At 71.1% G+C, this 21,478-nt stretch carries 16 protein-coding genes and 1 tRNA gene; 5 read left to right on the plus strand and 12 right to left on the minus strand.

Going from position 1 to position 21,478, the window contains the following annotated elements; genetic code table 11:
- Nucleotides 1–57: 57 nt before the first annotated feature.
- A complete protein-coding gene (locus ACZ3HQ_RS11040) occupies nt 58–1,329 on the minus strand; it encodes a hypothetical protein (RefSeq protein ID WP_467509545.1) in 1,272 nt (423 codons plus the stop codon).
- A 198-nt stretch (nt 1,330–1,527) separates the two neighbouring features.
- Nucleotides 1,528–1,656, minus strand: a complete 129-nt coding sequence (locus tag ACZ3HQ_RS11045; protein WP_003999697.1) for a DLW-39 family protein — start codon at nt 1,654–1,656, stop codon at nt 1,528–1,530.
- Nucleotides 1,657–1,983: 327 nt separating this feature from the next.
- On the opposite strand from ACZ3HQ_RS11045, the gene ACZ3HQ_RS11050 reads away from it, so the two are divergent.
- Nucleotides 1,984–2,373, plus strand: a complete 390-nt coding sequence (locus ACZ3HQ_RS11050) for a DUF6344 domain-containing protein (protein WP_467509547.1) — start codon at nt 1,984–1,986, stop codon at nt 2,371–2,373.
- Between the two features lie 163 nt (nt 2,374–2,536).
- On the opposite strand, the gene ACZ3HQ_RS11055 is transcribed toward ACZ3HQ_RS11050, so the two are convergent.
- Nucleotides 2,537–2,725, minus strand: coding sequence for a ferredoxin (locus ACZ3HQ_RS11055; RefSeq protein ID WP_366566742.1), 189 nt, complete (start codon nt 2,723–2,725; stop codon nt 2,537–2,539).
- A 418-nt stretch (nt 2,726–3,143) separates the two neighbouring features.
- Here ACZ3HQ_RS11055 and ACZ3HQ_RS11060 point away from each other — a divergent pair, with 418 nt between their 5' ends.
- Nucleotides 3,144–7,184 carry an nSTAND1 domain-containing NTPase gene (locus tag ACZ3HQ_RS11060; protein WP_467509549.1) on the plus strand — a complete coding sequence of 1,347 codons (4,041 nt, stop codon included), beginning with the start codon at nt 3,144–3,146 and terminating at the stop codon, nt 7,182–7,184.
- A gap of 229 nt (nt 7,185–7,413) precedes the next feature.
- On the opposite strand, the gene ACZ3HQ_RS11065 is transcribed toward ACZ3HQ_RS11060, so the two are convergent.
- The 9 genes from ACZ3HQ_RS11065 to dnaA form a co-directional block, all read right to left on the minus strand.
- Nucleotides 7,414–7,487: transfer RNA gene (locus ACZ3HQ_RS11065), tRNA-Ile, on the minus strand.
- Nucleotides 7,488–7,597: 110 nt separating this feature from the next.
- Nucleotides 7,598–8,299: a DUF3566 domain-containing protein gene (locus tag ACZ3HQ_RS11070; RefSeq protein WP_467509551.1), complete on the minus strand. Its 702-nt coding sequence runs from the start codon at nt 8,297–8,299 to the stop codon at nt 7,598–7,600.
- 17 nt (nt 8,300–8,316) lie between these two features.
- Nucleotides 8,317–10,929, minus strand: a complete 2,613-nt coding sequence (gene gyrA / locus ACZ3HQ_RS11075) for a DNA gyrase subunit A (RefSeq protein WP_030805993.1) — start codon at nt 10,927–10,929, stop codon at nt 8,317–8,319.
- Nucleotides 10,930–10,972: 43 nt separating this feature from the next.
- Complete coding sequence (gene gyrB / locus ACZ3HQ_RS11080) at nt 10,973–13,039, minus strand: DNA topoisomerase (ATP-hydrolyzing) subunit B (protein ID WP_467509553.1); 2,067 nt, start codon at nt 13,037–13,039, stop codon at nt 10,973–10,975.
- A 382-nt stretch (nt 13,040–13,421) separates the two neighbouring features.
- Nucleotides 13,422–13,958 (minus strand): DciA family protein, encoded by a 537-nt coding sequence (locus tag ACZ3HQ_RS11085; RefSeq protein WP_467509555.1) that lies wholly within the window; start codon nt 13,956–13,958, stop codon nt 13,422–13,424.
- A complete protein-coding gene (gene recF, locus ACZ3HQ_RS11090; protein ID WP_467509556.1) occupies nt 13,955–15,076 on the minus strand; it encodes a DNA replication/repair protein RecF in 1,122 nt (373 codons plus the stop codon). Before recF ends, ACZ3HQ_RS11085 begins: the two co-directional genes overlap by 4 nt.
- Before the next feature lie 72 nt (nt 15,077–15,148).
- On the minus strand, nt 15,149–16,027 hold the full coding sequence (gene gnd, locus ACZ3HQ_RS11095) for a phosphogluconate dehydrogenase (NAD(+)-dependent, decarboxylating) (RefSeq protein ID WP_467509558.1): 879 nt from the start codon (nt 16,025–16,027) through the stop codon (nt 15,149–15,151).
- Between the two features lie 154 nt (nt 16,028–16,181).
- On the minus strand, nt 16,182–17,312 hold the full coding sequence (dnaN, locus tag ACZ3HQ_RS11100) for a DNA polymerase III subunit beta (protein ID WP_467509560.1): 1,131 nt from the start codon (nt 17,310–17,312) through the stop codon (nt 16,182–16,184).
- An 894-nt stretch (nt 17,313–18,206) separates the two neighbouring features.
- The gene (gene dnaA, locus ACZ3HQ_RS11105; protein ID WP_467509562.1) at nt 18,207–20,186 is read right to left on the minus strand and encodes a chromosomal replication initiator protein DnaA; all 1,980 of its coding nucleotides are present in this window, start codon (nt 20,184–20,186) and stop codon (nt 18,207–18,209) included.
- Nucleotides 20,187–20,588: 402 nt separating this feature from the next.
- Here dnaA and rpmH point away from each other — a divergent pair, with 402 nt between their 5' ends.
- Genes rpmH through yidD form a run of 3 tightly spaced genes read left to right on the plus strand, consistent with a single transcriptional unit; the run spans nt 20,589 to nt 21,478 of the window.
- Complete coding sequence (gene rpmH / locus ACZ3HQ_RS11110; protein ID WP_003975051.1) at nt 20,589–20,726, plus strand: 50S ribosomal protein L34; 138 nt, start codon at nt 20,589–20,591, stop codon at nt 20,724–20,726.
- Between the two features lie 21 nt (nt 20,727–20,747).
- Complete coding sequence (gene rnpA, locus ACZ3HQ_RS11115) at nt 20,748–21,119, plus strand: ribonuclease P protein component (RefSeq protein ID WP_467509564.1); 372 nt, start codon at nt 20,748–20,750, stop codon at nt 21,117–21,119.
- Nucleotides 21,116–21,478, plus strand: a complete 363-nt coding sequence (gene yidD, locus ACZ3HQ_RS11120) for a membrane protein insertion efficiency factor YidD (RefSeq protein ID WP_398076817.1) — start codon at nt 21,116–21,118, stop codon at nt 21,476–21,478. Before rnpA ends, yidD begins: the two co-directional genes overlap by 4 nt.

The raw sequence follows: 21,478 nt of genomic DNA on the forward strand, positions 1-21,478 counted from the left end.
GTGCGGCAGCGCCCGCGTCACCAGGGCTCGCGGCGGTAAGGCAGCCGCCCGCCTGCACTACGCCCTTCCGGCGCCCACCCGAGCCCGCCGAGCCAGCAGCGTCCACGCCCCCAGCCCCAGCACCAGCGCCGTACCGGCCCCCAGCCCGCCGTAGGCCAGCACCCGCATCGTCGGATCACCGCCCCCGGTGTTCCCGCTCGCAGCCGGGTCCCAGTCCCCCGTGCTCACCGTGAAGAGGCCCGTCGGCTCCGTGTGGCCCTGGTACTTCGGGCCGGCGTGGGCCGTGCCGTCCAGCCGGACCCGGAGGGTCACCTCGAAGGGGCCGTTGCCGAAGGAGCCGGCCAGGCGCTCGCTGAGGTGGAGGACCAGGTAGTAGTCGCCCGCGAAGCGGACCCCGCTCTCACCGCTCGGCACCGCGTAACGGTTGGCGTACTCGACCGGGGGGACCGGGGCCAGGGACACCGCGTGGCGGGTTCCCGTGTAGCCGAGGGCCGCGTCGTCGACCGGGCCGCGGGCCGGATTGAGGAGGGAGAGGGTGAGGGCGCCGCCGACGTAGCCGTGGCCAAAGGTGGCGGCGGCCAGTTCCGCACCCGCGTGCACCTGGCGCCCCCAGTCGACCGGCACCTTGTAGAAGAGGGTGTCGCCGGGGGCGAGACGGGTGCGCCAGACGCCCTGGCCGAGCAGGCGGGCGGAAGAGAAGCCCCCGCCTCCCCTTCTCTCGTGCGGGGCGTCACCGGGCGGCTGGGGCGTGGCGGAGTTCCAGAAGCCGGGCGGAGTGGTGGGAACGGCTGTGGCGAGGCCGGGCTCGGTGGCGGGGGCCAGCTCCAGGTCCCAGCGGCCGGGGTCGGAGTTCTTGGCGTCCAGCCGTTCCACCAGCAGGTAGTACACGGCGGCGCTCTGGCACAGCGACCTGCCGGTGTCCCGCTGGCCGACGGCCGTGACGGGCCGGGGGCTGAGTCCGGCGCCGAAGGAGGCGGAGGAGTAGAAGCAGGGGTTGCCGTCGGCGTCCTGGAGCGAGACCCGGATGCCGTCCGTGGCGGCGACGGTCGCGCCGCGCGGGGGTACGGCGGTGACGGGGACGTAGGCGTTCGCCGTGGCGGTGAGGGTGAGCCGGTAGTAGAGCCGGCCGCGCGCGGGGAGCGAGCTGCGGTAGGTGTGGCCGGGCTGGAGCGACTTCGCCCCGGCGGTGTCCGCAGACCCGGCGACGTTCTCGGCACCCGGCGTGAAGGCGAACCCGTCCGGCGCGGCCACCGCGGGCGTCCCGGCGAGGGCCCACACCACCGCCCCCGCGCACAGTGCCCGTACCGCGTTCCGCAACCCCCGCCGCATCAGCCGCCCCCTGCCCCTAGGTCACCGCGCCGGGGCCCATCCTGCCCGGTACCGCTTGCGCCATCAGGGTTTTCGCTCGGCCGTCCGAAACACCGGTGCTCTCCGGGACGAGGCGTACCTCACGTTCCGGGGTCCGGCAACACAGAACCCCGGCCGCTCGAGCGACCGGGGTTCGTTCAGAGAAGTGGTGCCGGGGTTTCAGGAACCGGTGGGCACGGAGTCGGTGGCCTCCGTCCACAGGTCCTGCTCGGCGCGATCCGCCTGGATCTGGCGGTACACAAGGAGACCGCCGATGGCGGCCAGTGCGACCAGGAGCAGCTTCTTCACCGCGCGACCTCGTCTTTCGTTGACGTAGGGGACCTCTGGCGCCCGACTATACACACCGGCCGAGACCGATCGGTGACCTGCGCCGGGCCCCCAACTCCCGTCTCCCGACGGCCCGGAGCCGTTGCGATCGGAGGGTGATCACACCCGCACAGAGGGTTGCGTTTCTCCCGTTAAGAGGCAGTTTCAGGGGTTTTCCACCTCCTTGCGCCCATCCGAGTGGTGTTCATCTGAACATCGACGCGCCACGGGCGTCGGTCCACCACTTCGCCGCCCACATACACATCATGAGGAAAGTACGCAAATCGCCCAACCTGAAAGTGAGGGGCCATGGCCAGGAACAAGGTCATGACGCTGTGGACCGCCATCGTCACCGCCTTCCTCGCGCTGTGCACGGCGCTCGGACTCGTCACCGCGACCGCCCCGGTCGCCTCCGCCAAGAGCGAGAGCCCGAGTCACGGCAGCACGGAGCACAGCACACCGGAGGCACCGGCGGCCGTCAGCCACCAGATCTGGCCACAGGCCAGGTCCCTGCCCCCCACGATGAAGCAGCGCATCCGGGCCGAGGCCCACGGAAAGTCCCCCAACTGCCGGCACCGCTCACTGGCCGGACGGGAAGCGGGCGCCCTCGCCCCGCACCGCGTCAACGCCCCGGACCGCACCGAGACCACGCACCGGCAGGAGAGCACCGAGCAGTACGCGTCCCACCTGGACTGCTGAGCCTGCCGAGCACCACGGCAGACCTGCTGAGACCGCCGAGCCCCCGGCAGGCATCCAGCACCGCGGACGTCTCGACACACTGGCGACTTGCGTACCCGACCGTCGACACGGAAAGCCCCCCGGCCACCGGCCTGGGGGCCCGCACCGCGTCCGCCCGCCCGCCTCATTCCCCCAGCAGCACGGCCTGCGAGGGACACTTCTCCACGATCTCGCGCACCAGCGGATCGTCCCCGGAATCCTCCCGGCCCGGCCTGACCACGCCGTACCCGTCGACGAAGTCGAATACCTCGGGAGCGCGGTACGCGCACTCGGCCGAGCCGTAACAGACCTCCCGGTCCACGGACACCTTCATCCGTCCTCCCCTGCCCGCCCGGGCGGCCCCGGACTCACCCACGACCCTGCCCGCGCGGAACCCGCCCGAACCGGCGGTGCCACCGCCCGTCCGGTACCGGTCCCTCCCCTCGTGGGGACCGGTACCGAACGGAGCGGGGGGTCTTCGTCCCGGGCCGTGCCGGTGCGCCCCTGGCTCTCGGGGCGTTCCGCCACGCCGTGACGGCGCTTCCGGCGAACTTTGACCGAGAACGTTCGGCGCCCGGCGAGGCCGGCCCGCCAACCGGGCCCGATGGCCTGTCCGAACGGTGTGTGACAGCTCCGCTACCGCGATGCGATCCTGCCATCTGTGGCAACCGGCGAGGAGATCCGGACCACCGAACCAGGGCTTTCCCGCAGGTCAGCCGTATAGGGTGAGTTTTCCGGTCCGGACGCATCAGATGGGGGAAGTGAGGGGTGGGACCTTGGGTTCCGACTCAGGGGCACGCACAGCCTTCGCCGAACGCCTCGCCCTGCTGTACAGGGAAGCCGGGAATCCGCCCCTGAAAAGCGTCTCGGAGGCGGTCGTCCGGCTCCAGCGGGTGGACGAGCGGGGCCGTCCGGTACGGGTCTCCGCGCAGCGCATCAGCGACTGGCGGCGGGCCAAGAACGCGCCCGCCCAGTTCGCCGCCCTGGCCGCCGTCCTCCAGATCCTCATCCCCGAGGCCCGCCGCGCCAGCCCCACCCCGGTCTCCAGCGGGCTGTACGACCTGGCCCAGTGGCAGCGGCTGTGGGAACGCGCCCTGGCCGACCCGGTGGGCGAACGCCCCGAGGGCCCGGCCGCCGAACCCCCTCCGGCCGAGACTCCCGTCTGCCCGTACCGTGGCCTCGCCTCCTACCGGCAGGAGGACGCCCGCTGGTTCTTCGGCCGGGAGCGGGGCACGAAGGCGCTGGTGGCCCAGATGCGGTCCGCCGAGCGCGGCGGGGGACTGGTGATGCTGGTCGGTGCCTCGGGCGCCGGGAAGTCCTCCCTCCTCAACGCCGGCCTGGTTCCCGCCCTGGAGGAGGGCGCGCACACGGTCCTCCAGCTCGTGCCGGGCGCCGACCCGCTGGGGGAACTGGCCCGCCTGGTCCCCGCCCTCGCCCCGCTCGCCGCCGAGGCGCGGGCCGCCGGGGAGGAGGAGCGGAGCCCGGCCGCCGGGGCGATACGGGAGGCGGTCGCCGAGTGGGCCCACGGCCGGCGGCCCCCGGGCACCGCCACCGTCCCCGGACCCCGCTCCTCACCCGAGGCCCCGGTGGCCGCCGCCCGCGGGACGGCCCGGCCGGTGCTGATCGTGGACCAGTTCGAGGAGACCTTCACCCTCTGCCCGAGCGAGGCCGACCGCCGGGCCTTCGTCCAGTTCCTGCACGCCGCCTGCACCCCCGGACCGACGGGCCCCGCCCCCGTCCAGGTCGTCCTCGGCATCCGCGCCGACTTCTACGAGGAGTGCCTCGGCTACCCCGAACTCGCCGACGCCCTCCAGCACCGGCACATGGTGCTCGGCCCGCTGACCACCGCCGAACTGCGCGAGGCGGTGAACGGACCGGCGCGGGCGGTGGGACTGGAGCTGGAGGCGGGCCTGACCGAGCTGATCGTCCGCGAGGTCAGCGCCGACGGCCCGCGCGGCGCCCATGACGCGGGCGTGCTCCCGCTGCTCTCCCACGCCCTGCTCGCCACCTGGCAGCGCCGCAAGGCCGGCCGGCTCACCGTCGCCGGATACCGTTCGGCCGGCGGCATCCAGGGCGCGGTCGCGGCCACCGCCGAGCGGGCCTGGTCCGGGCTCGACCCGGCCGCCCGCACCGCCGCCCGGCTGCTTCTGCTGCGCCTGGTCCGGCTCGGCGAGGACACCCAGGCCACCCGCAGGCGCGGCACCCGGCGTCAGTTGGCCCAGGAGTCCGCGGACCCGGACAAGACCGAGGAGTCGCTGGAGGCGCTGGTCCGCGCCCGGCTGGTCACCCTCGACGCGGAGACGGTGGAGATCACCCACGAGGCGCTGCTGCACGCCTGGCCCCGGCTGCGGCACTGGATCGACGACAACCGGGGCGACCATCTGCTGCGCCAGCGGCTGGAGGAGGACGGCCGGGCCTGGGAGGACTCCGAGCGTGACAGCTCCCTGCTGTACCGGGGCTCGCGCCTGGAGCAGGCGCGCGGCTGGGCGGAGTCGGCCGGGGACACCTATCTGACGCGGGGCGCGCTGGACTTCCTGGCCGCCTCGGTACGGCTGCGCAAGCGCACGGTGCTGATCAGCAGGGCGGCCGTGGCCGCGCTCACCGTGCTGGCGGTGCTGGCGGCGGGCGCCGCGGTGGTGGCCTGGCAGCAGCGGAACGACGCGGTGTTCGAGCAGGTGCTCGCGGAGGCCGACCGGGTCCAGCACACCGACCCCTCGCTCGCGGCGGGCCTGGACCTCGTGGCGCACCGGCTGCGCCCGGACGACGAGGGCGCCTACAGCAGGCTGATCTCCGTGGTGAACGCCCCGCTCGCCACCCCGCTGACCGGCCACACCGGCGCCGTCTACCTGACCTCCTTCAGCCCCGACGGCAAGACCCTCGCCACCGCCAGCTACGACCGCACCGTCCGCCTGTGGAACGTCGCCGACCGAGGTCGTCCGAGGCCGCTGGGCGCCCCGCTGCACGCGAACCGGTCCTGGGTGAGCAGCGCGGTGTTCAGCCCGGACGGGCACACCCTGGCCAGCGCGGGCGACGACGGCACGGTCCGCCTCTGGGACGTGACCGACCCCGCGCACCCCGAGTCCCTGGGGGCGCCGCTGGCGGGCCACCACGGCACGATCTACCTCGTCGCGTTCAGCCCGGACGGCCGCACCCTGGCCAGCGCGGGCGAGGACCGCACCGTACGGCTGTGGAACGTGGCCGATCCGCGCCGGGCGAAGCCGCTCGCGGCCCTTCGGGGGCACAGCGCGCCGGTGCGCTCGGTCGCCTTCAGCCCGGACGGGCACACCCTCGCCTCGGGGGGCGACGACGACACCGTACGGCTGTGGGACGTGGCCGATCCCCGGCATGCCAAGGCCCGGCGCGGGGTGTTGCGGGGGCACACCGATCTGGTGCATTCAGTGGCGTTCAGCCCCAATGGCAAGGTGCTGGCCAGCGGCAGCGCGGACGACACCATCCGGCTGTGGAACGTGGCCGACCCGGCCCGTCCGGCCCCGCTGGGCTCCCCGCTGACCGGGCACACCGGGCCCGTGTGGTCGGTGGCGTTCAGCCCGGACGGGGGCAGGCTCGCGGCGGCCAGCGCCGACTCCACGGCCAGCCTGTGGAACGTCACCGACCCCGCCTCGCCGTCCCAGGTGGGCGAGCCGCTCGCGGGAAGCAGCGGGGAGATGTACGCGCTGGGGTTCAGCCCGGACGGCCGTACCCTCGCCACCGGCAGCGGGGACGGCCGGGCCCGGCTGTGGGCGGTGCCGACCTCTGACATGACCGGGCGCAGCGCCGCGTTCCGCGGGGACGGGAAGGTGCTGGCCACGGCCGCGCGCGACGGCCGGGTCCGGCTGTGGCGGGTGACGGAGCCGGGGCGGCCGGTGGCGCTGGGCGCGCCGTTTATGCCGGCGGACGGCGGGCAGCGCACCCTGATGTTCGCCCCGGACGGCCGCACGCTGGCCGTGCTGACGGGGAACCGCTCGGTGTACCTGTGGAACGTGTCCGACCCCGCCCGTCCGGTGGTCGCCGGGCCGCCGCTCACGTTGATGACCCGCTTCATGGGCTCCGACGCGCTCGCCTTCAGCCCCGACGGCCGCATCCTGGCCACCGCCTACGACGACCACCGGTTCCGGCTGTGGAACGTCGCCGACCCCGCGCGTCCCGTCCCCTACGGACCACCCCTGGCCGGACACCGGGGGTACATCAACGCGCTGGAGTTCACCCCGGACGGGCACACCCTGGCCAGCGGCAGCGCGGACGGCACGATCCGGCTGTGGAAGGTGACCGATCCGGGCCGCCCGGTCCTGCGCGGCCGCCCGCTCACCGGCCACTCGGGCCCCGTCAACGCGCTGGAGTACAGCCCGGACGGCGGCACCCTGGTGAGCGGCGGGGACGACGACACGGTCCGCCTCTGGGACGTCACCGACCCCGGCTCGGCCGCGCCCATCGGCCGCACCCTCACCGGCCACACCGAGTCGGTGACCTCGCTGACCTTCAACGCCGACGGCCGCACCCTGGCCAGTGGCGGCAACGACAACACCGTACGGCTCTGGAACGTCACCCACCCCGGCTCGGCGGCGCCGATCGGCCAGTCGATGAGCCCCTACGCCAAGACGGGCAACTTCCTCGCCTTCAGCCCCGGCAGCCATGTCCTCGGCGTCTCCAGCGGCGCGGACACCGTACGGCTGTGGAGCCTGGACGCGGACGAGGCGGTCCGCCACATCTGCGCGGTCACCCGGAATGTCCTCACGCCCCAGAAGTGGCACGAGTACCTCCCCCGCCTCTCCTACGACCCCCCGTGCCCCCGCTGACCCACCAAGATCAGCCAACTCCCCCACCGATCAACCCCGTTGGCCCCGCAACGCCCCCAACCTTGTTACCCTTGGCCATAGCCCGATCGCTGGTGCATCCCCCGTCGCCAGCGATCGGGTCTTTTACGTGCGCCGGCCCTCGAACCTGCGCCTTGCGAACCTGGGCGAGCGAAACTTCCGGGAACGCCGAAGACCCCCAGTCGGTATCGACCGGGGGTCTTTCAGAATGTGGGGCTAACAGGATTTGAACCTGTGGCCTCATCCTTATCAGGGATGCGCTCTAACCAACTGAGCTATAGCCCCGCCCGCTTCGCGGGGTGTGTCCCGCGCGCTGACTCCTGAAGATTAGCGCACGACAGGGGCAGTCCCAAAATCGGTTGTCGGGGGATCGTCAACCGGGCCGGGAGGCACCCTCACTCGTCCTCCGCCAGGGTCAGCTCGACGCCGCCCACGAAGCCCGCGGAGAGGTTGTAGATGAAGGCACCGAGGGTCGCCAGGGCCGTGGCCAGCACGACGTCGATGACCGCGATGATCGTCGCGAACATCAGGACGTGCGGCAGCGAGAGATAGGACTGGAGGTCGAACCCGGTCGCCTCGGTGGCCCCCGTCGCCTCGGAGATCGTGCCGCCCACGGTGGAGAACACGCCCATCGCGTCCAGCACCATCCACAGCACCGCCGACGCCACGATCGTGCAGATGCCGAGCGCGATGGAGAGCAGGAAGCTGACCTTCATCACCGACCACGGGTCCGCCTTGGCCACCCGCAGCCGCGCCTTGCGGGTGCGCGGCGCCGTGCCCACCCCCGTGCGCGGACGCCGTACCGCACCGGCCGGCGGCTGGGCCGCGTACGCCTGCGGCGGGTGGTAGGGCCCGGCCGACTGTTCGGGGCCGCGCTCACCGGGCAGCGGGGAGGCCGCCATGCCCTCGGTCGCACCGGCCCTGGCCTGCGCGCCACGGGTGTCCGTCACGGTTCCCCCCTGGGAACTCGAAGAATCAGGAGTAGAGGCAGAAGGAGCATCGGCGGAGGCCGCCTGCGCGGCGGAGCCACGGCCGCCGCCGTCCGTCTTGGTACCCGTGGAGGTACCGGCCGATCCGGCGTCCGTGGCTCCGCTCACGTGATTCACTCCTCGTGCTACTCGGCCGAGGGCGCCTCACCCTCGTCCGTGGCGATCGTGGTGACCTCGACGGTCTCGTCGACGACGATCTCGCCGTCGACCTCCTCCGCCTCACGCCCCGCTTCGGCGTTGCGAGCGATACCGACCACGGCATCGCGCTTGCCCAGGTTGATCAGTTGGACGCCCATGGTGTCACGGCCCGTCTCCCTGACCCCGCTGACGCGCGTACGAATCACACCGCCGCCGAGGGTGATGGCGAGGATCTCGTCACTCTCCTCGACGATCAGCGCGCCGACGAGCGAGCCCCGGTCCTCCACGATCTTGGCAGCCTTGATGCCCAGACCGCCACGTCCCTGCACCCGGTACTCGTCCACGGGCGTCCGCTTGGCGTAACCGCCGTCGGTCGCGGTGAAGACGAAGGTACCCGGCCGCACCACGTTCATCGAGAGCAGCTCGTCGCCCTCGCGGAAGCTCATGCCCTTCACACCGGAGGTGGCACGGCCCATCGGGCGCAGCGTGTCGTCCGACGCGGTGAACCTGATCGACTGCGCCTTCCGGCTGACGAGGAGCAGGTCGTCGTCGGCGGAGACCAGCTCCGCGCCGATCAGCTCGTCGTCCGTGCCGTCCTCGCTCGCGCGCAGGTTGATGGCGATGACACCGCCGGAACGCGGCGAGTCGTAGTCCTTCAGCGGGGTCTTCTTGACCAGGCCCGCCTTCGTGGCCAGCACCAGGTACGGCGCCGCCTCGTAGTCACGGATCGCCAGGATCTCCGCGATCGCCTCGTCCGGCTGGAAGGCGAGCAGGTTGGCCACGTGCTGGCCGCGCGCGTCCCGGCCGGCGTCGGGCAGCTCGTACGCCTTGGCGCGGTAGACCCGGCCCTTGTTGGTGAAGAACAGCAGCCAGTGGTGCGTGGTGGAGACGAAGAAGTGGTCGACGATGTCGTCCTCCTTCAGCTTCGCGCCCCGCACCCCCTTCCCGCCGCGCTTCTGCGCCCGGTAGTCGTCCGTCTTGGTGCGCTTGATGTAGCCGCCGCGCGTGACGGTGACGACGATGTCCTCCTCGGCGATCAGGTCCTCGATGGACATGTCGCCGTCGTAGGGCACCAGCGTGCTGCGCCGGTCGTCGCCGAACCGCTCGACGATGGTCGCCAGCTCGTCGTGGACGATCTGCCGCTGCAGCTCCTCGGAGGCGAGGATGCGGTTGTACTCGTTGATCTTCGCCTGGAGCTCGTCGTGCTCCTGGACGATCTTCTGGCGCTCCAGCGCGGCCAGCCGGCGCAACTGCATCTCGAGGATGGCGTTGGCCTGGATCTCGTCGATCGCGAGGAGGTCCATCAGGCCGCCGCGGGCGATCTCGACGGTCTCACTGCGCCGGATCAGCGCGATGACCTCGTCGATGGCGTCCAGGGCCTTCAGCAGACCGCGCAGGATGTGCGCGCGCTCCTCGGCCTTGCGCAGCCGGAACCGGGTCCGGCGGACGATGACCTCGATCTGGTGCGTCACCCAGTGGCGGATGAACGCGTCCAGCGACAGCGTGCGCGGCACCCCGTCGACCAGGGCCAGCATGTTGGCGCCGAAGTTCGTCTGCAGCTCGGTGTGCTTGTACAGGTTGTTCAGCACGACCTTGGCGACCGCGTCCCGCTTGAGGACGATCACCAGACGCTGACCGGTGCGGGACGACGTCTCGTCGCGGACGTCGGCGATGCCGCCGATCTTGCCGTCCTTCACCAGGTCGGCGATCTTCTGCGCCAGGTTGTCGGGGTTCACCTGGTACGGCAGCTCGGTGACGACCAGGCACTGCCGGTTCTGGATCTCCTCGACCTCGACCACCGCGCGCATCGTGATGGAGCCGCGCCCGGTGCGGTACGCCTCCTCGATGCCCTTGCGGCCCACGACCAGCGCGCCGGTCGGGAAGTCCGGGCCCTTGATGCGCTCGATGAGGGCGTCCAGCAGCTCCTCCTGCGACGCCTCCGGGTGCTCCAGGTGCCACTGGGCGCCGGCCGCGACCTCACGGAGGTTGTGCGGCGGGATGTTGGTCGCCATGCCGACCGCGATACCGGCCGAGCCGTTGATCAGCAGGTTGGGGAAGCGGGCGGGCAGGACGGTCGGCTCCTGGGAGCGGCCGTCGTAGTTGTCCTTGAAATCGACGGTGTCCTCGTCGATGTCGCGGACCATCTCCATCGACAGGTGCGCCAGCTTGCACTCGGTGTAGCGCATGGCCGCCGCGGGGTCGTTGCCCGGCGAGCCGAAGTTGCCGTTGGAGTCGACGAGCGGCATCCGCATCGCCCACGGCTGGGCGAGGCGGACCAGGGCGTCGTAGATCGAGCTGTCGCCGTGGGGGTGGTAGTTACCCATGACGTCGCCGACGACGCGCGCGCACTTGTAGAAGCCGCGGTCGGGACGGTAGCCGCCGTCGTACATCGCGTACAGCACACGGCGGTGGACGGGCTTGAGGCCGTCCCTGACGTCGGGCAGCGCACGCGACACGATGACGGACATCGCGTAGTCGAGGTAGGAGCGCTGCATCTCGGCGTCGAGGCCCACCGGCTCGATCCGGAGGGTGACGGTCTCGCCCGTCTCCTCCTCCGGGGTCACCGGTTCGGGCATGAACTCGGGGGTTTCGTCGGTCATTGCTGGTGAAGATCCTTCCCTGGTGCGGTCAGCCGGGACCGACTCAGATGTCGAGGAAGCGGACGTCCTTGGCGTTGCGCTGGATGAAGAGGCGGCGCGCCTCGACGTCCTCGCCCATCAGGACCGAGAACAGGTCGTCGGCCTGGGCGGCGTCGTCGAGGGTGACCTGGCCGAGGACGCGGTGCTCCGGGTCCATCGTGGTCACGCGCAGCTCCTCCGCGTTCATCTCACCCAGACCCTTGAAGCGCTGGATGGAGTCCTCGCGGATGCGCTTGCCACGCTGGCGGCCCATCTCGATCAGCGCGTCGCGCTCGCGGTCGGAGTACGCGTACTCCACGTCGTCCCGGCCCCACTTGATCTTGTAGAGCGGGGGACGGGAGAGGTACACGAAACCGGCCTCGACCAGCGGCCGCATGAAGCGGAACAGGAAGGTCAGCAGCAGGGTGTTGATGTGCTGGCCGTCGACGTCGGCGTCCGCCATCAGGATGATCTTGTGATAGCGCAGCTTCTCGATGTCGAAGTCCTCGTGCACACCCGTGCCGAAGGCCGAGATCAGCGCCTGGATCTCCTGGTTCTGCAGGATCTTGTCGATCCGCGCCTTCTCGACGTTGAGGATCTTGCCGCGGATCGGGAGGATCGCCTGGTACTGCGGGTTGCGGCCGGACTTGGCCGAACCGCCGGCGGAGTCGCCCTCGACGATGAAGATCTCGCACTTGGACGGGTCGTTCGACTGGCAGTCGGACAGCTTGCCCGGCAGCGCGCCGGACTCCAGCAGACCCTTGCGCCGGGTGAGGTCACGGGCCTTGCGGGCCGCCACACGCGCGGTGGCCGCCTGGATGCCCTTGCGGATGATGTCCGCCGCCTCGACCGGGTTGCGGTCCAGCCAGTCGTTGAGGTGCTCGTAGACCGCGCGCTGCACGAAGGTCTTGGCCTCGGTGTTGCCCAGCTTGGTCTTGGTCTGGCCCTCGAACTGCGGCTCGCTCAGCTTGACCGAGATGATCGCGGTCAGGCCCTCGCGGATGTCGTCACCGGTGAGGTTGTCGTCCCGCTCGCGCAGCAGCTTCTTGTCGCGCGCGTACTTGTTGATCAGCGAGGTCAGCGCGGCCCGGAAGCCCTCCTCGTGGGTGCCGCCCTCGTGGGTGTGGATGATGTTGGCGAAGGAGTAGACACCCTCGCTGTATCCGCCGTTCCACTGCATGGCGACCTCGAGGGACAGGCTCTTGTCCTTGTCCTCCGCCTCCAGCGAGACGACGGTCGGGTGCACGACGTCGCCCTTGCGGGAGTTCAGGTACGTCACGAAGTCGACGATGCCGCCGTCGTAGCGGTACGTGACCGACTTGACCTCGGCCTTCTCGTCCGCGCCCGCCTCGTCCGCGCCGCTCGTGGCCTTCGCCGACTCGCGCTCGTCGGTGAGCCTGATCGTCAGGCCCTTGTTGAGGAACGCCATCTCCTGGAAACGCCGGGACAGCGTCTCGAAGGAGTACTCCGTGGTCTCGAAGATCTCCGGGTCGGCCCAGAAGGTGACCGACGTGCCGGTCTCCTCGGTCGCCTCGTTCTTCACCAGCGGCGCCGTGGGGACGCCCATCTTGTAGTCCTGCGTCCAGCGGTAGCCGTCCGTCTTCACCTCGACGGCGACCTTCATGGACAGCGCGTTCACCACGGACACGCCCACACCGTGCAGACCGCCGGAGACGGCGTAGCCGCCGCCGCCGAACTTGCCGCCCGCGTGCAGCACGGTCAGCACGACCTCCAGGGCCGGCTTGCCCTCGGAGGCCACGATGCCGACCGGGATGCCTCGGCCGTTGTCCACCACACGGACCCCGCCGTCGGGCAGGATCGTCACGTCGATGGTGTCCGCGTGCCCGGCCAGCGCCTCGTCGACGGAGTTGTCGACGACCTCGTACACCAGGTGGTGCAGACCGCGCTCACCGGTGGAACCGATGTACATGCCGGGGCGCTTGCGGACCGCGTCCAGCCCTTCGAGCACGGTGATGGCGCTGGCGTCGTACGAGGCGACGACTGCCTCGCCGATGACGCCGGCGTCGGTGGAAGGAATGTTCTCGTTGGGGTTGCCGGAATCGGCCACGAAGCGCCCTTTCTGGCACAGCACGAGCGCTCCTTGCGGGTGCGCGCCCTCCGGAAGGAGGGTTGCCGGAGCGGCTGCGGCATGTTGCGTTGGTAAGCCCTGAATCAGCGTTGCTCAGCTTTTCCCGGACGGTCCCCACGATTGGGGCGGGATCGCCTTCCAGTCTACCGGTAGCGCCGACAATGATGGGGGCTTGCGGGCACCTGAGTCCGCATGTGCCGCCCTGAACCGGCCCCGACCGGGTCCCGATATGGGGAAGGGGGCTGGGAGGGGCTCACAGCGGCGCTCAGGGCTTCGGGCCGTCAGCCCTTGTCCATCGGGGGGTCGACCCATGATCGGCCGGTGATCCGCACACCCGTACGGCCGGGGAGTGCCCGTACGCCGCACTGGTCAGACGTGAGGTACGTCACCCGTAGGTGTCGCCCGGACCGGCGCTTCCAGGGGCCCTGAGGGGCCCGTAACGGCGCACCGGGGCGCCCGGTCCGCTCACCTTGATCATCCGGACCGTGCCGTGCCCGAGGTCCTCGTTCAGCCGGGCCACGAGCGTCGGCGCCAGCAGCCGGAGCTGCGTCGCCCACGCCGTGGAGTCGCAGGCGACCGACAGCACCCGCTCGTCCTCGTCGTACCGCTGCGGCACACAGTGCTTCGCCAGGTCCTCGCCGACGATCTGCGGCCAGCGGCCCATCACACCGCCGACCGCCGCCGGGGCCTCCCAGCCGCGCTCGTTCAGCAGCCGGTTGATCGCGGCGCCCAGCGCCATCGGGTCGCGGCCGTCCGCCCGCGCGCCCGAGCGCAGGCCGCCACCGCGCCGCGCCTGCTTCTTCTGCCGCGCCGCGTCCCCCCGCGCGCGTGCCTGCTCCTTCGCCGCGCGCAGCGCCACGCGCGCGAGGTCGACACCGGACGGCTCCGGCGCCTTGCGGTCCCGCTCGCCGCTCTCGCTCATGCCGGCTCCACCGTGCCGTCGGACACCGCGTACCGGGCGCCCGCCAGGACGTGCGGCACGTCGTCGTCGACCGCCGCCGTCACCAGCACCTGCTCGCCGGGCGCCACCAGCTCGGCCAGCCGCTCCCGGCGGCGGGCGTCCAGCTCGGCGAAGACGTCGTCCAGGATCAGCACCGGCTCGTTGCCCTCGGCCCGCAGCAGGTCGTAGGAGGCCAGGCGCAGCGCGAGCGCGTAGGACCAGGACTCGCCGTGCGAGGCGTAGCCCTTGGCGGGCAGACGGCCCAAGCGCAGCACCAGGTCGTCGCGGTGCGGGCCGACCAGGGTCACGCCCCGCTCGATCTCCTGCTTGCGCGCCTCGGCGAGCGCGGCCAGCAGTTGCCCGGCCAGCTCCTCGCGGGTGTGCGCGGTGCCGGGCGCGGAGGACTTGTACTCCAGCGCGACGGGCCCGCCGCCGGGGGCGAGCTGCTCGTACGCCTTGTCGGCGAGCGGCTGGAGCACCGCGATCAGGTCCAGGCGCTGCGCCAGCAGCTCGGCGCCCGCGTGCGCGAGGTGCTGGTCCCACACGTCGAGGGTGGAGAGGTCCATGGATCGGCCGCCGTGCCGGCGCGCGAGGGCGGCCGACTTCAGCAGGGTGTTGCGCTGCTTGAGCACCCGCTCGTAGTCGGAGCGGACGCCCGCCATGCGCGGGGAGCGCGCGGTGATCAGCTCGTCCAGGAAGCGGCGGCGTTCACCGGGGTCGCCCTTGATCAGCGCGAGGTCCTCGGGCGCGAACAGCACGGTCCGCACGATGCCCAGCACGTCACGCGGCCTGACCTGCGAGGACCGGTTGATCCGGGCCCGGTTGGCGCGGCCGGGGTTCAGCTCCAGCTCCACCAACTGCTGCCGCTCGCCCTGGCGGACCTGCGCCCGGACCACGGCACGCTCGGCGCCCATGCGGACCAGGGGGGCGTCGGCGGAGACCCGGTGGCTGCCGAGGGTGGCCAGGTAGCCGACGGCCTCGACGAGGTTGGTCTTGCCCTGACCGTTGGGGCCCACGAAGGCGGTGACGCCCGAGCCGAGCGGAACCTCGGCCCGGGCGTACGAGCGGAAGTCGGCCAGCGAAAGATGCGTGACGTGCATGGTCGTGCGCCGACCTCCCTCAACAGCCTGTGGATCGCCGGGGCGACCCTGTGGACCACTTCTTCTGCCTGGTTACGACTTCTTCTCCACCGCGTGGCCGCCGAACTGGTTGCGCAGGGCGGCGATCATCTTCATCTGCGGCGAGTCGTCCTGCCGCGAGGCGAACCGCGCGAACAGCGACGCGGTGATCGCGGGCAGCGGCACCGCGTTGTCGATCGCGGCCTCCACCGTCCAGCGTCCCTCACCGGAGTCCTGCGCGTAGCCCCGCAGGCCCTCCAGGTGCTCGTCGTCGTCCAGCGCGTTGACCGCGAGGTCGAGCAGCCAGGAGCGGATGACCGTGCCCTCCTGCCAGGAGCGGAAGATCTCGCGGACGTTCTCCACGGAGTCGACCTTCTCCAGCAGCTCCCAGCCCTCGGCGTACGCCTGCATCATGGCGTACTCGATGCCGTTGTGGACCATCTTGGCGAAGTGGCCCGCGCCGACCTTGCCGGCGTGCACGGAGCCGAAGTCGCCCTCGGGCTTCAGCGCGTCGAAGACGGGCCGCACCTTGGCGACGTTCTCCTCGTCACCGCCGTACATCAGGGCGTAGCCGTTGGCCAGGCCGTGGACGCCGCCGGAGACGCCGCAGTCGACGAAGCCTATGCCCTTGGCCGCCAGCTCCTCGGCGTGCTTCTCGTCGTCCGTCCAGCGGGAGTTGCCGCCGTCCACGACCACGTCGCCGGGCTCCAGCAGCTCGCCGAGCCGGTCGACGACTCCCTGCGTCGCCTCGCCCGCCGGGACCATCACCCAGACCACGCGCGGGGCGCTGAGCTTGCCCACAAGCTCTTCGAGGCTGTGGACGTCCGCGAGGTCCGCGTTGCGGTCGTATCCGATGACGGTGTGGCCTGCGCGGCGGATGCGCTCGCGCATGTTGCCGCCCATCTTGCCGAGGCCGACGAGACCGAGCTCCATCAGTTGTTCCTTAGGTCGCTGTGTGGCGTGCCGGGCACGTGGGTGCCCGGCACCGAGCCTAACGGCGCCCCGTCATGCACAACTGTGGGTATCGGCGCTCATTCGTACGCTCCCACCTGGGCTTTTGTCACCTGGGCCGGCAGCGGGGCCCGGCTCAGCCGCTCAGGCGCACCGGCATGATCAGGTACTTGTAGGCGTCGTCCGCCTCCGCGTCCAGCGCGGGCTTGCCGCTGAGCAGCGCCGGCTTGGTCGAGGTGGTGAACGAGAGCTGGGCCACGGGGGAGTCGATCGCGCTCAGACCGTCCAGCAGGAAGGTCGGGTTGAAGGCGATCGAGATGTCGTCGCCGTCGAGCTGGGCGTCGACCCTTTCCACAGCCTGTGCGTCGTCGCTGGAGCCGGCCTCCAGGATCAGCACGCCCTGCTCGAAGCTGAGGCGCACCGGGGTGTTCCGCTCGGCGACCAGGGCGACGCGCTTGACGGCCTCCACGAAGGGGGCGGTCTCGATCACGGCGACCGAGTTGAACTCCGTCGGGAACAGGGTGCGGTACTTCGGCAGGTCGCCCTCGAGCAGCCGCGTGGTGGTGCGGCGGCCGGCGCCCTCGAAGCCGATCAGGCCCTCGCCCGAGCCGGAGCCGGAGAGCGCCAGGGTGACGCTGTCACCGGCGCCGAGCGACTTGGCGGTGTCCAGGAGCGTCTTGGCGGGGACCAGCGCGACCGCGGAGGCGTCCGGGTTCTCCGGCTTCCACAGGAACTCGCGGACCGCGAAGCGGTAGCGGTCGGTGGAGGCCAGGGTGACGGTGTCGCCCTCGATCTCGATGCGCACACCGGTGAGGACGGGCAGCGTGTCGTCGCGCCCGGCGGCGATGGCCACCTGGGACGCGGCGGCCGCGAAGACCTCGCCGGGGACGGTGCCCGTGGCGGTCGGCATCTGCGGCAGCGCCGGGTACTCCTCCACCGGCAGGGTGTGGAGGGTGAACCGCGAGGAGCCGCAGGCCACGGTGGCCCGCACACCGTCGGTGGAGATCTCCACCGGGCGGTTGGGCAGCGCGCGGCAGATGTCGGCGAGCAGCCGGCCGGAGACCAGGACCGTGCCCTCCTCCTCGACCTCGGCCTCGACGCCCACCCGGGCGGAGACCTCGTAGTCGAAGCCCGACAGGCTGAGCTGGCCCTCCTCGGCCTTCAGCAGCAGGCCGGCGAGGACAGGCGCCGGCGGACGGGCCGGGAGGCTGCGTGCCGCCCACGCCACTGCCTCCGCGAGTACGTCGCGTTCCACCCGGATCTTCACCGTAAGCCGCCTCCTGCTGTTGCCTTCTGAGTCCTCCGACTCGGTGTCGCCTCCCGTTGCGAGGGGAAGGACACCGGTGACCAGTCTGACGCACCGCACTGACAGCAGGTGCCGGTCGGGGTCAAGTCGGGCCGAGCGGCAGCCGAGGGCGAAACAGCGAGTTGTGCACAGGCCCCGCTTCGAAACGGATTCCTAGCTCTCTCTAGTCGGGAGTAGTAGTAGGGCCTGTGGATACCGTGGATAACCCCGTTTTCGCAGGTCAGGCCCCAAATTTTATCCACTGCCCCTGTGGGTGGAGCCGGTGGACAACTCGGCCCTTCTGTGGAGAACAGAAAGTTCTGCACACACCGTCCCCAGGACAGGGCGAGTTCTCCCCAGATGCGTCCCCAGGTTTGGCGCCGTTTCCCACAGGAGCTGTTGGCAGTTTCGTGTGACGGCTTTCACTCGACGCAGTGACCGGCCCCGTGATGTTGCCGAACAGTGGACAGTGATGTGGAGAAGCTGGCTTCTGCTGGGGACAACCGCCCCCAACCTGTGGGCCGAGCCGTGGACAACGTTACGCACAGGGTGTGGACGGAGTCTCTGTCCACACCCTGTGGAGATCGTTCGTCCACGAATCCACAGCCCTCTGAGCTGCGCAGATGCCCAACCCCCAGCCTCCCTGTGGACGCAGCTTGGGACAACTTCACAGTCCCCAGCCTGTGGGCGGAAGAAAGTCGGCAAATCTGTGGAGGGAGGCCGTAACCCGAGGGGGAATCGAACACAAGGTTGCTGGTGGGACACGGGGGTTGGGGACGGGGCGGGGGCTCTGGCCCGTGAACGCTTCCCCGTAGGAACGGCGAAGGGCGCCCCGGAGACCTCCCGGAGCGCCCTCAGGGCCCGTACGCGGCTGGGTCAGCCGTTCTTGATGCGGTTCGTCAGCTCGGTCACCTGGTTGTAGATCGAGCGCCGCTCGGCCATCAGCGCCCGGATCTTGCGGTCCGCGTGCATGACGGTGGTGTGGTCGCGGCCGCCGAACTGCGCGCCGATCTTCGGCAGCGACAGGTCGGTCAGCTCGCGGCACAGATACATGGCGATCTGCCGGGCGGTGACCAGCGCGCGGCCGCGCGAGGTGCCGCACAGGTCGTCCACCGTGAGACCGAAGTAGTCCGCGGTCGCCCCCATGATGGCCGGCGCCGTGATCTCGGGGGCGGAGTCCTCGCCGCCGGGGATCAGGTCCTTGAGGACGATCTCGGTGAGTCCCAGGTCCACCGGCTGCCGGTTGAGCGAGGCGAAGGCCGTCACCCGGATCAGGGCGCCCTCCAGCTCACGGATGTTCCGCGAGATCCGGGAGGCGATGAACTCCAGCACCTCCGGCGGGGCGTTGAGCTGCTCCTGCACCGCCTTCTTGCGCAGGATCGCGATCCGCGTCTCCAGCTCGGGCGGCTGGACGTCGGTGATCAGGCCCCACTCGAAGCGGTTGCGCAGCCGGTCCTCCAGGGTGACGAGCTGCTTGGGCGGCCGGTCGGAGGACAGCACGATCTGCTTGTTGGCGTTGTGCAGGGTGTTGAAGGTGTGGAAGAACTCCTCCTGCGTCGACTCCTTGTCCGCGAGGAACTGGATGTCGTCGACGAGCAGGATGTCCATCTCCCGGTACCGCTTGCGGAAGCTGTCGCCCTTGCCGTCGCGGATGGAGTTGATGAACTCGTTGGTGAACTCCTCCGAGCTGACGTACCGCACCCGCGTGCCGGGGTACAGGCTGCGCGCATAGTGCCCGATCGCGTGCAGCAGGTGCGTCTTGCCGAGCCCCGACTCCCCATAGATGAAGAGGGGGTTGTACGCCTTGGCCGGCGCCTCGGCGACGGCCACCGCCGCCGCGTGCGCGAAGCGGTTGGAGGCACCGATGACGAAGGTGTCGAAGAGGTACTTCGGGTTCAGCCGCGCGGTCGGCTCGCCCGGGCCACCGGTGCTCGGCGAACTCGGCGAAGGGGAGGACGACGAGCCGGAGCCGCCGCGGCCGGTGGACGGCAGCTCGGGACGCCCGGTCCCGCCGCCGCGCCGCCCGGCACCGCTGTCGGAGGGCGGCGCGGGCCGCTCGCGCCGGACCGGGTCGCGCTGGTCGTACTCGGCACGCGGCGCCCCGTACTCCGGGCGCGGGGCGTCGTAGTCGGAACGCTGCTGCTCGTATCCCTGGCGCTCGCGGCCGGGCGCGCGGTAGTCCGGCGCGCCGCCGTAGGAGTCCTGGGACGGGGAGGCGTAGGGGTCGCGCTCGGGGTAGCCGAGGCGGGGCTGCTGCCAGCCGTAGTCGTCCTGGCCGGAGCGCGGCCAGGCGCCCGGCTCGGGGCGCTGGTACTCGGCCGGGTAGGTGGGGCGGGCCGTCGGCATCCGCTCCTCGCGCGCAGCCGGCGGGCGCTCGCCGCGGCCGGCCGGGCCGTCGTCCGGGCGCAGCTGGTCGTCGGCGCGGTGGCGGCCGTAGCCCTCGTAGGGGCCGGAGGGCAGTTCCGGCTCCTCGTAGCGCGGCGGGCCGCTCTGTTCGCGCTCGCGCTGGTCACGTTCGCGCTGGTCACGGGGGTCCGGCGGCTCGTGGCCGCCGGCGGGCTGGGGGGCCGGGGGGCCGCCGACGGAGTCGTCCACCGTGATGGCGATCCTGATGGGCCGGCCGCACTCACGGCTGAGGGTCTCGCTGACGACCGGCGCCAGGCGGCCCTCCAGTACGCCCTTGGCGAATTCGTTCGGCACCGCCAGCAGGGCGGTGTCCGCGACCAGGGCCAGCGGCTGGCAGCGCCTGATCCAGTGCTCGTCCTTGGTCTCGACACCCTGGCCCCGGCCCTCGCCCAGGAGTTCCTCCAGTACGCGTGGCCACACTGCGGCAAGATCGGCAGGTACGTCAGCCACAGGGCACGCTCTCTCGCAGGTCCCACGAACGTGTGGTTGTGGGATGGGTCGGGATGAAAATCGGTGGACGGGCCGGACTGGGCCGGGCAATCCCGGTCGTGCGGGGACAAGGGAACGAATCGGAGTCCAGCCACGGTAGTCAGGGCAGCCGGTAGGGTTCAAGTTGTTGTCCCCAGCCTGTGGACAGTCTCCCCCGACGGGCGCCGGTTTGACCGGATGGCGTAGCCGCGCGTACCGTAACCAGGTCGAGTTGTCGATGGCTGCTGCCGCCTGCCTCCGATGGGCACAGATCGCTTCAGGTGATCGGGAAGCGGTGCACTCGGGCGTGACGCGAGCTACTCGTGGGCGCACGGTGACAGCCAGGACGGCACCCCGCCACTACCGATTTTCTGGAGCCCCCGAGTGAGCAAGCGCACCTTCCAGCCGAACAACCGTCGTCGCGCGAAGACCCACGGCTTCCGGCTGCGTATGCGTACCCGTGCCGGCCGCGCCATCCTGGCGACCCGCCGCAGCAAGGGTCGCGCCCGTCTGTCCGCCTGATCCCGATCAGGTCATGACATCGTGCTGCCCCGCGAAAACCGGCTGAGGCGGCGCGAGGACTTCGCATCCGCGGTACGACGAGGACGCCGGGCCGGTCGTCCGACTCTCGTCGTCCACCTTCGTAGCGGTGCCACGGACCCGCACGCGCCTGGGGAGAGCGCTCCCCCGACGCGTGCGGGTTTCGTCGTGAGCAAGGCCGTGGGCAACGCGGTCGTCCGCAATACCGTCAAGCGCAGACTGCGTCACCTGATGCGTGACCGAGTCGCCCTGTTTCCCCCCGGTAGCCTGGTAGTCGTACGCGCGCTGCCCGGATCGGGCGACGCGGACCACGCACGGCTGGCCCAAGACCTGGACGCCGCTCTTCAGCGGCTACTGGGAGGGGGCACGCGATGAAGTACCCGCTACTGGCTCTGATCAAGTTGTACCAGTGGACGATCAGTCCGCTGCTGGGGCCGGTGTGCAAGTACTACCCGTCGTGCTCCCATTACGGCTACACGGCCATCGACCGGCACGGTGCCATCAAGGGAACAGCTCTCACGGCCTGGCGCATTCTCCGCTGCAATCCGTGGTCGCTGGGCGGTGTGGACCATGTCCCGCCGCGCAAGCGCCCGCGGTGGCACGAAATGCTGCGCAACGCCTGGGGCGCACGCAAGGGCGGGAACTCCGCCGAACCGGCCACCGAGGCGAAGCTTTCTTCCGAGCCACCTTCGGGCCCGGCCGCAGAGAACTCGTCCCATGCCCAAGGAGCATGA

The organism is Streptomyces sp. NPDC018263, from assembly GCF_055562575.1.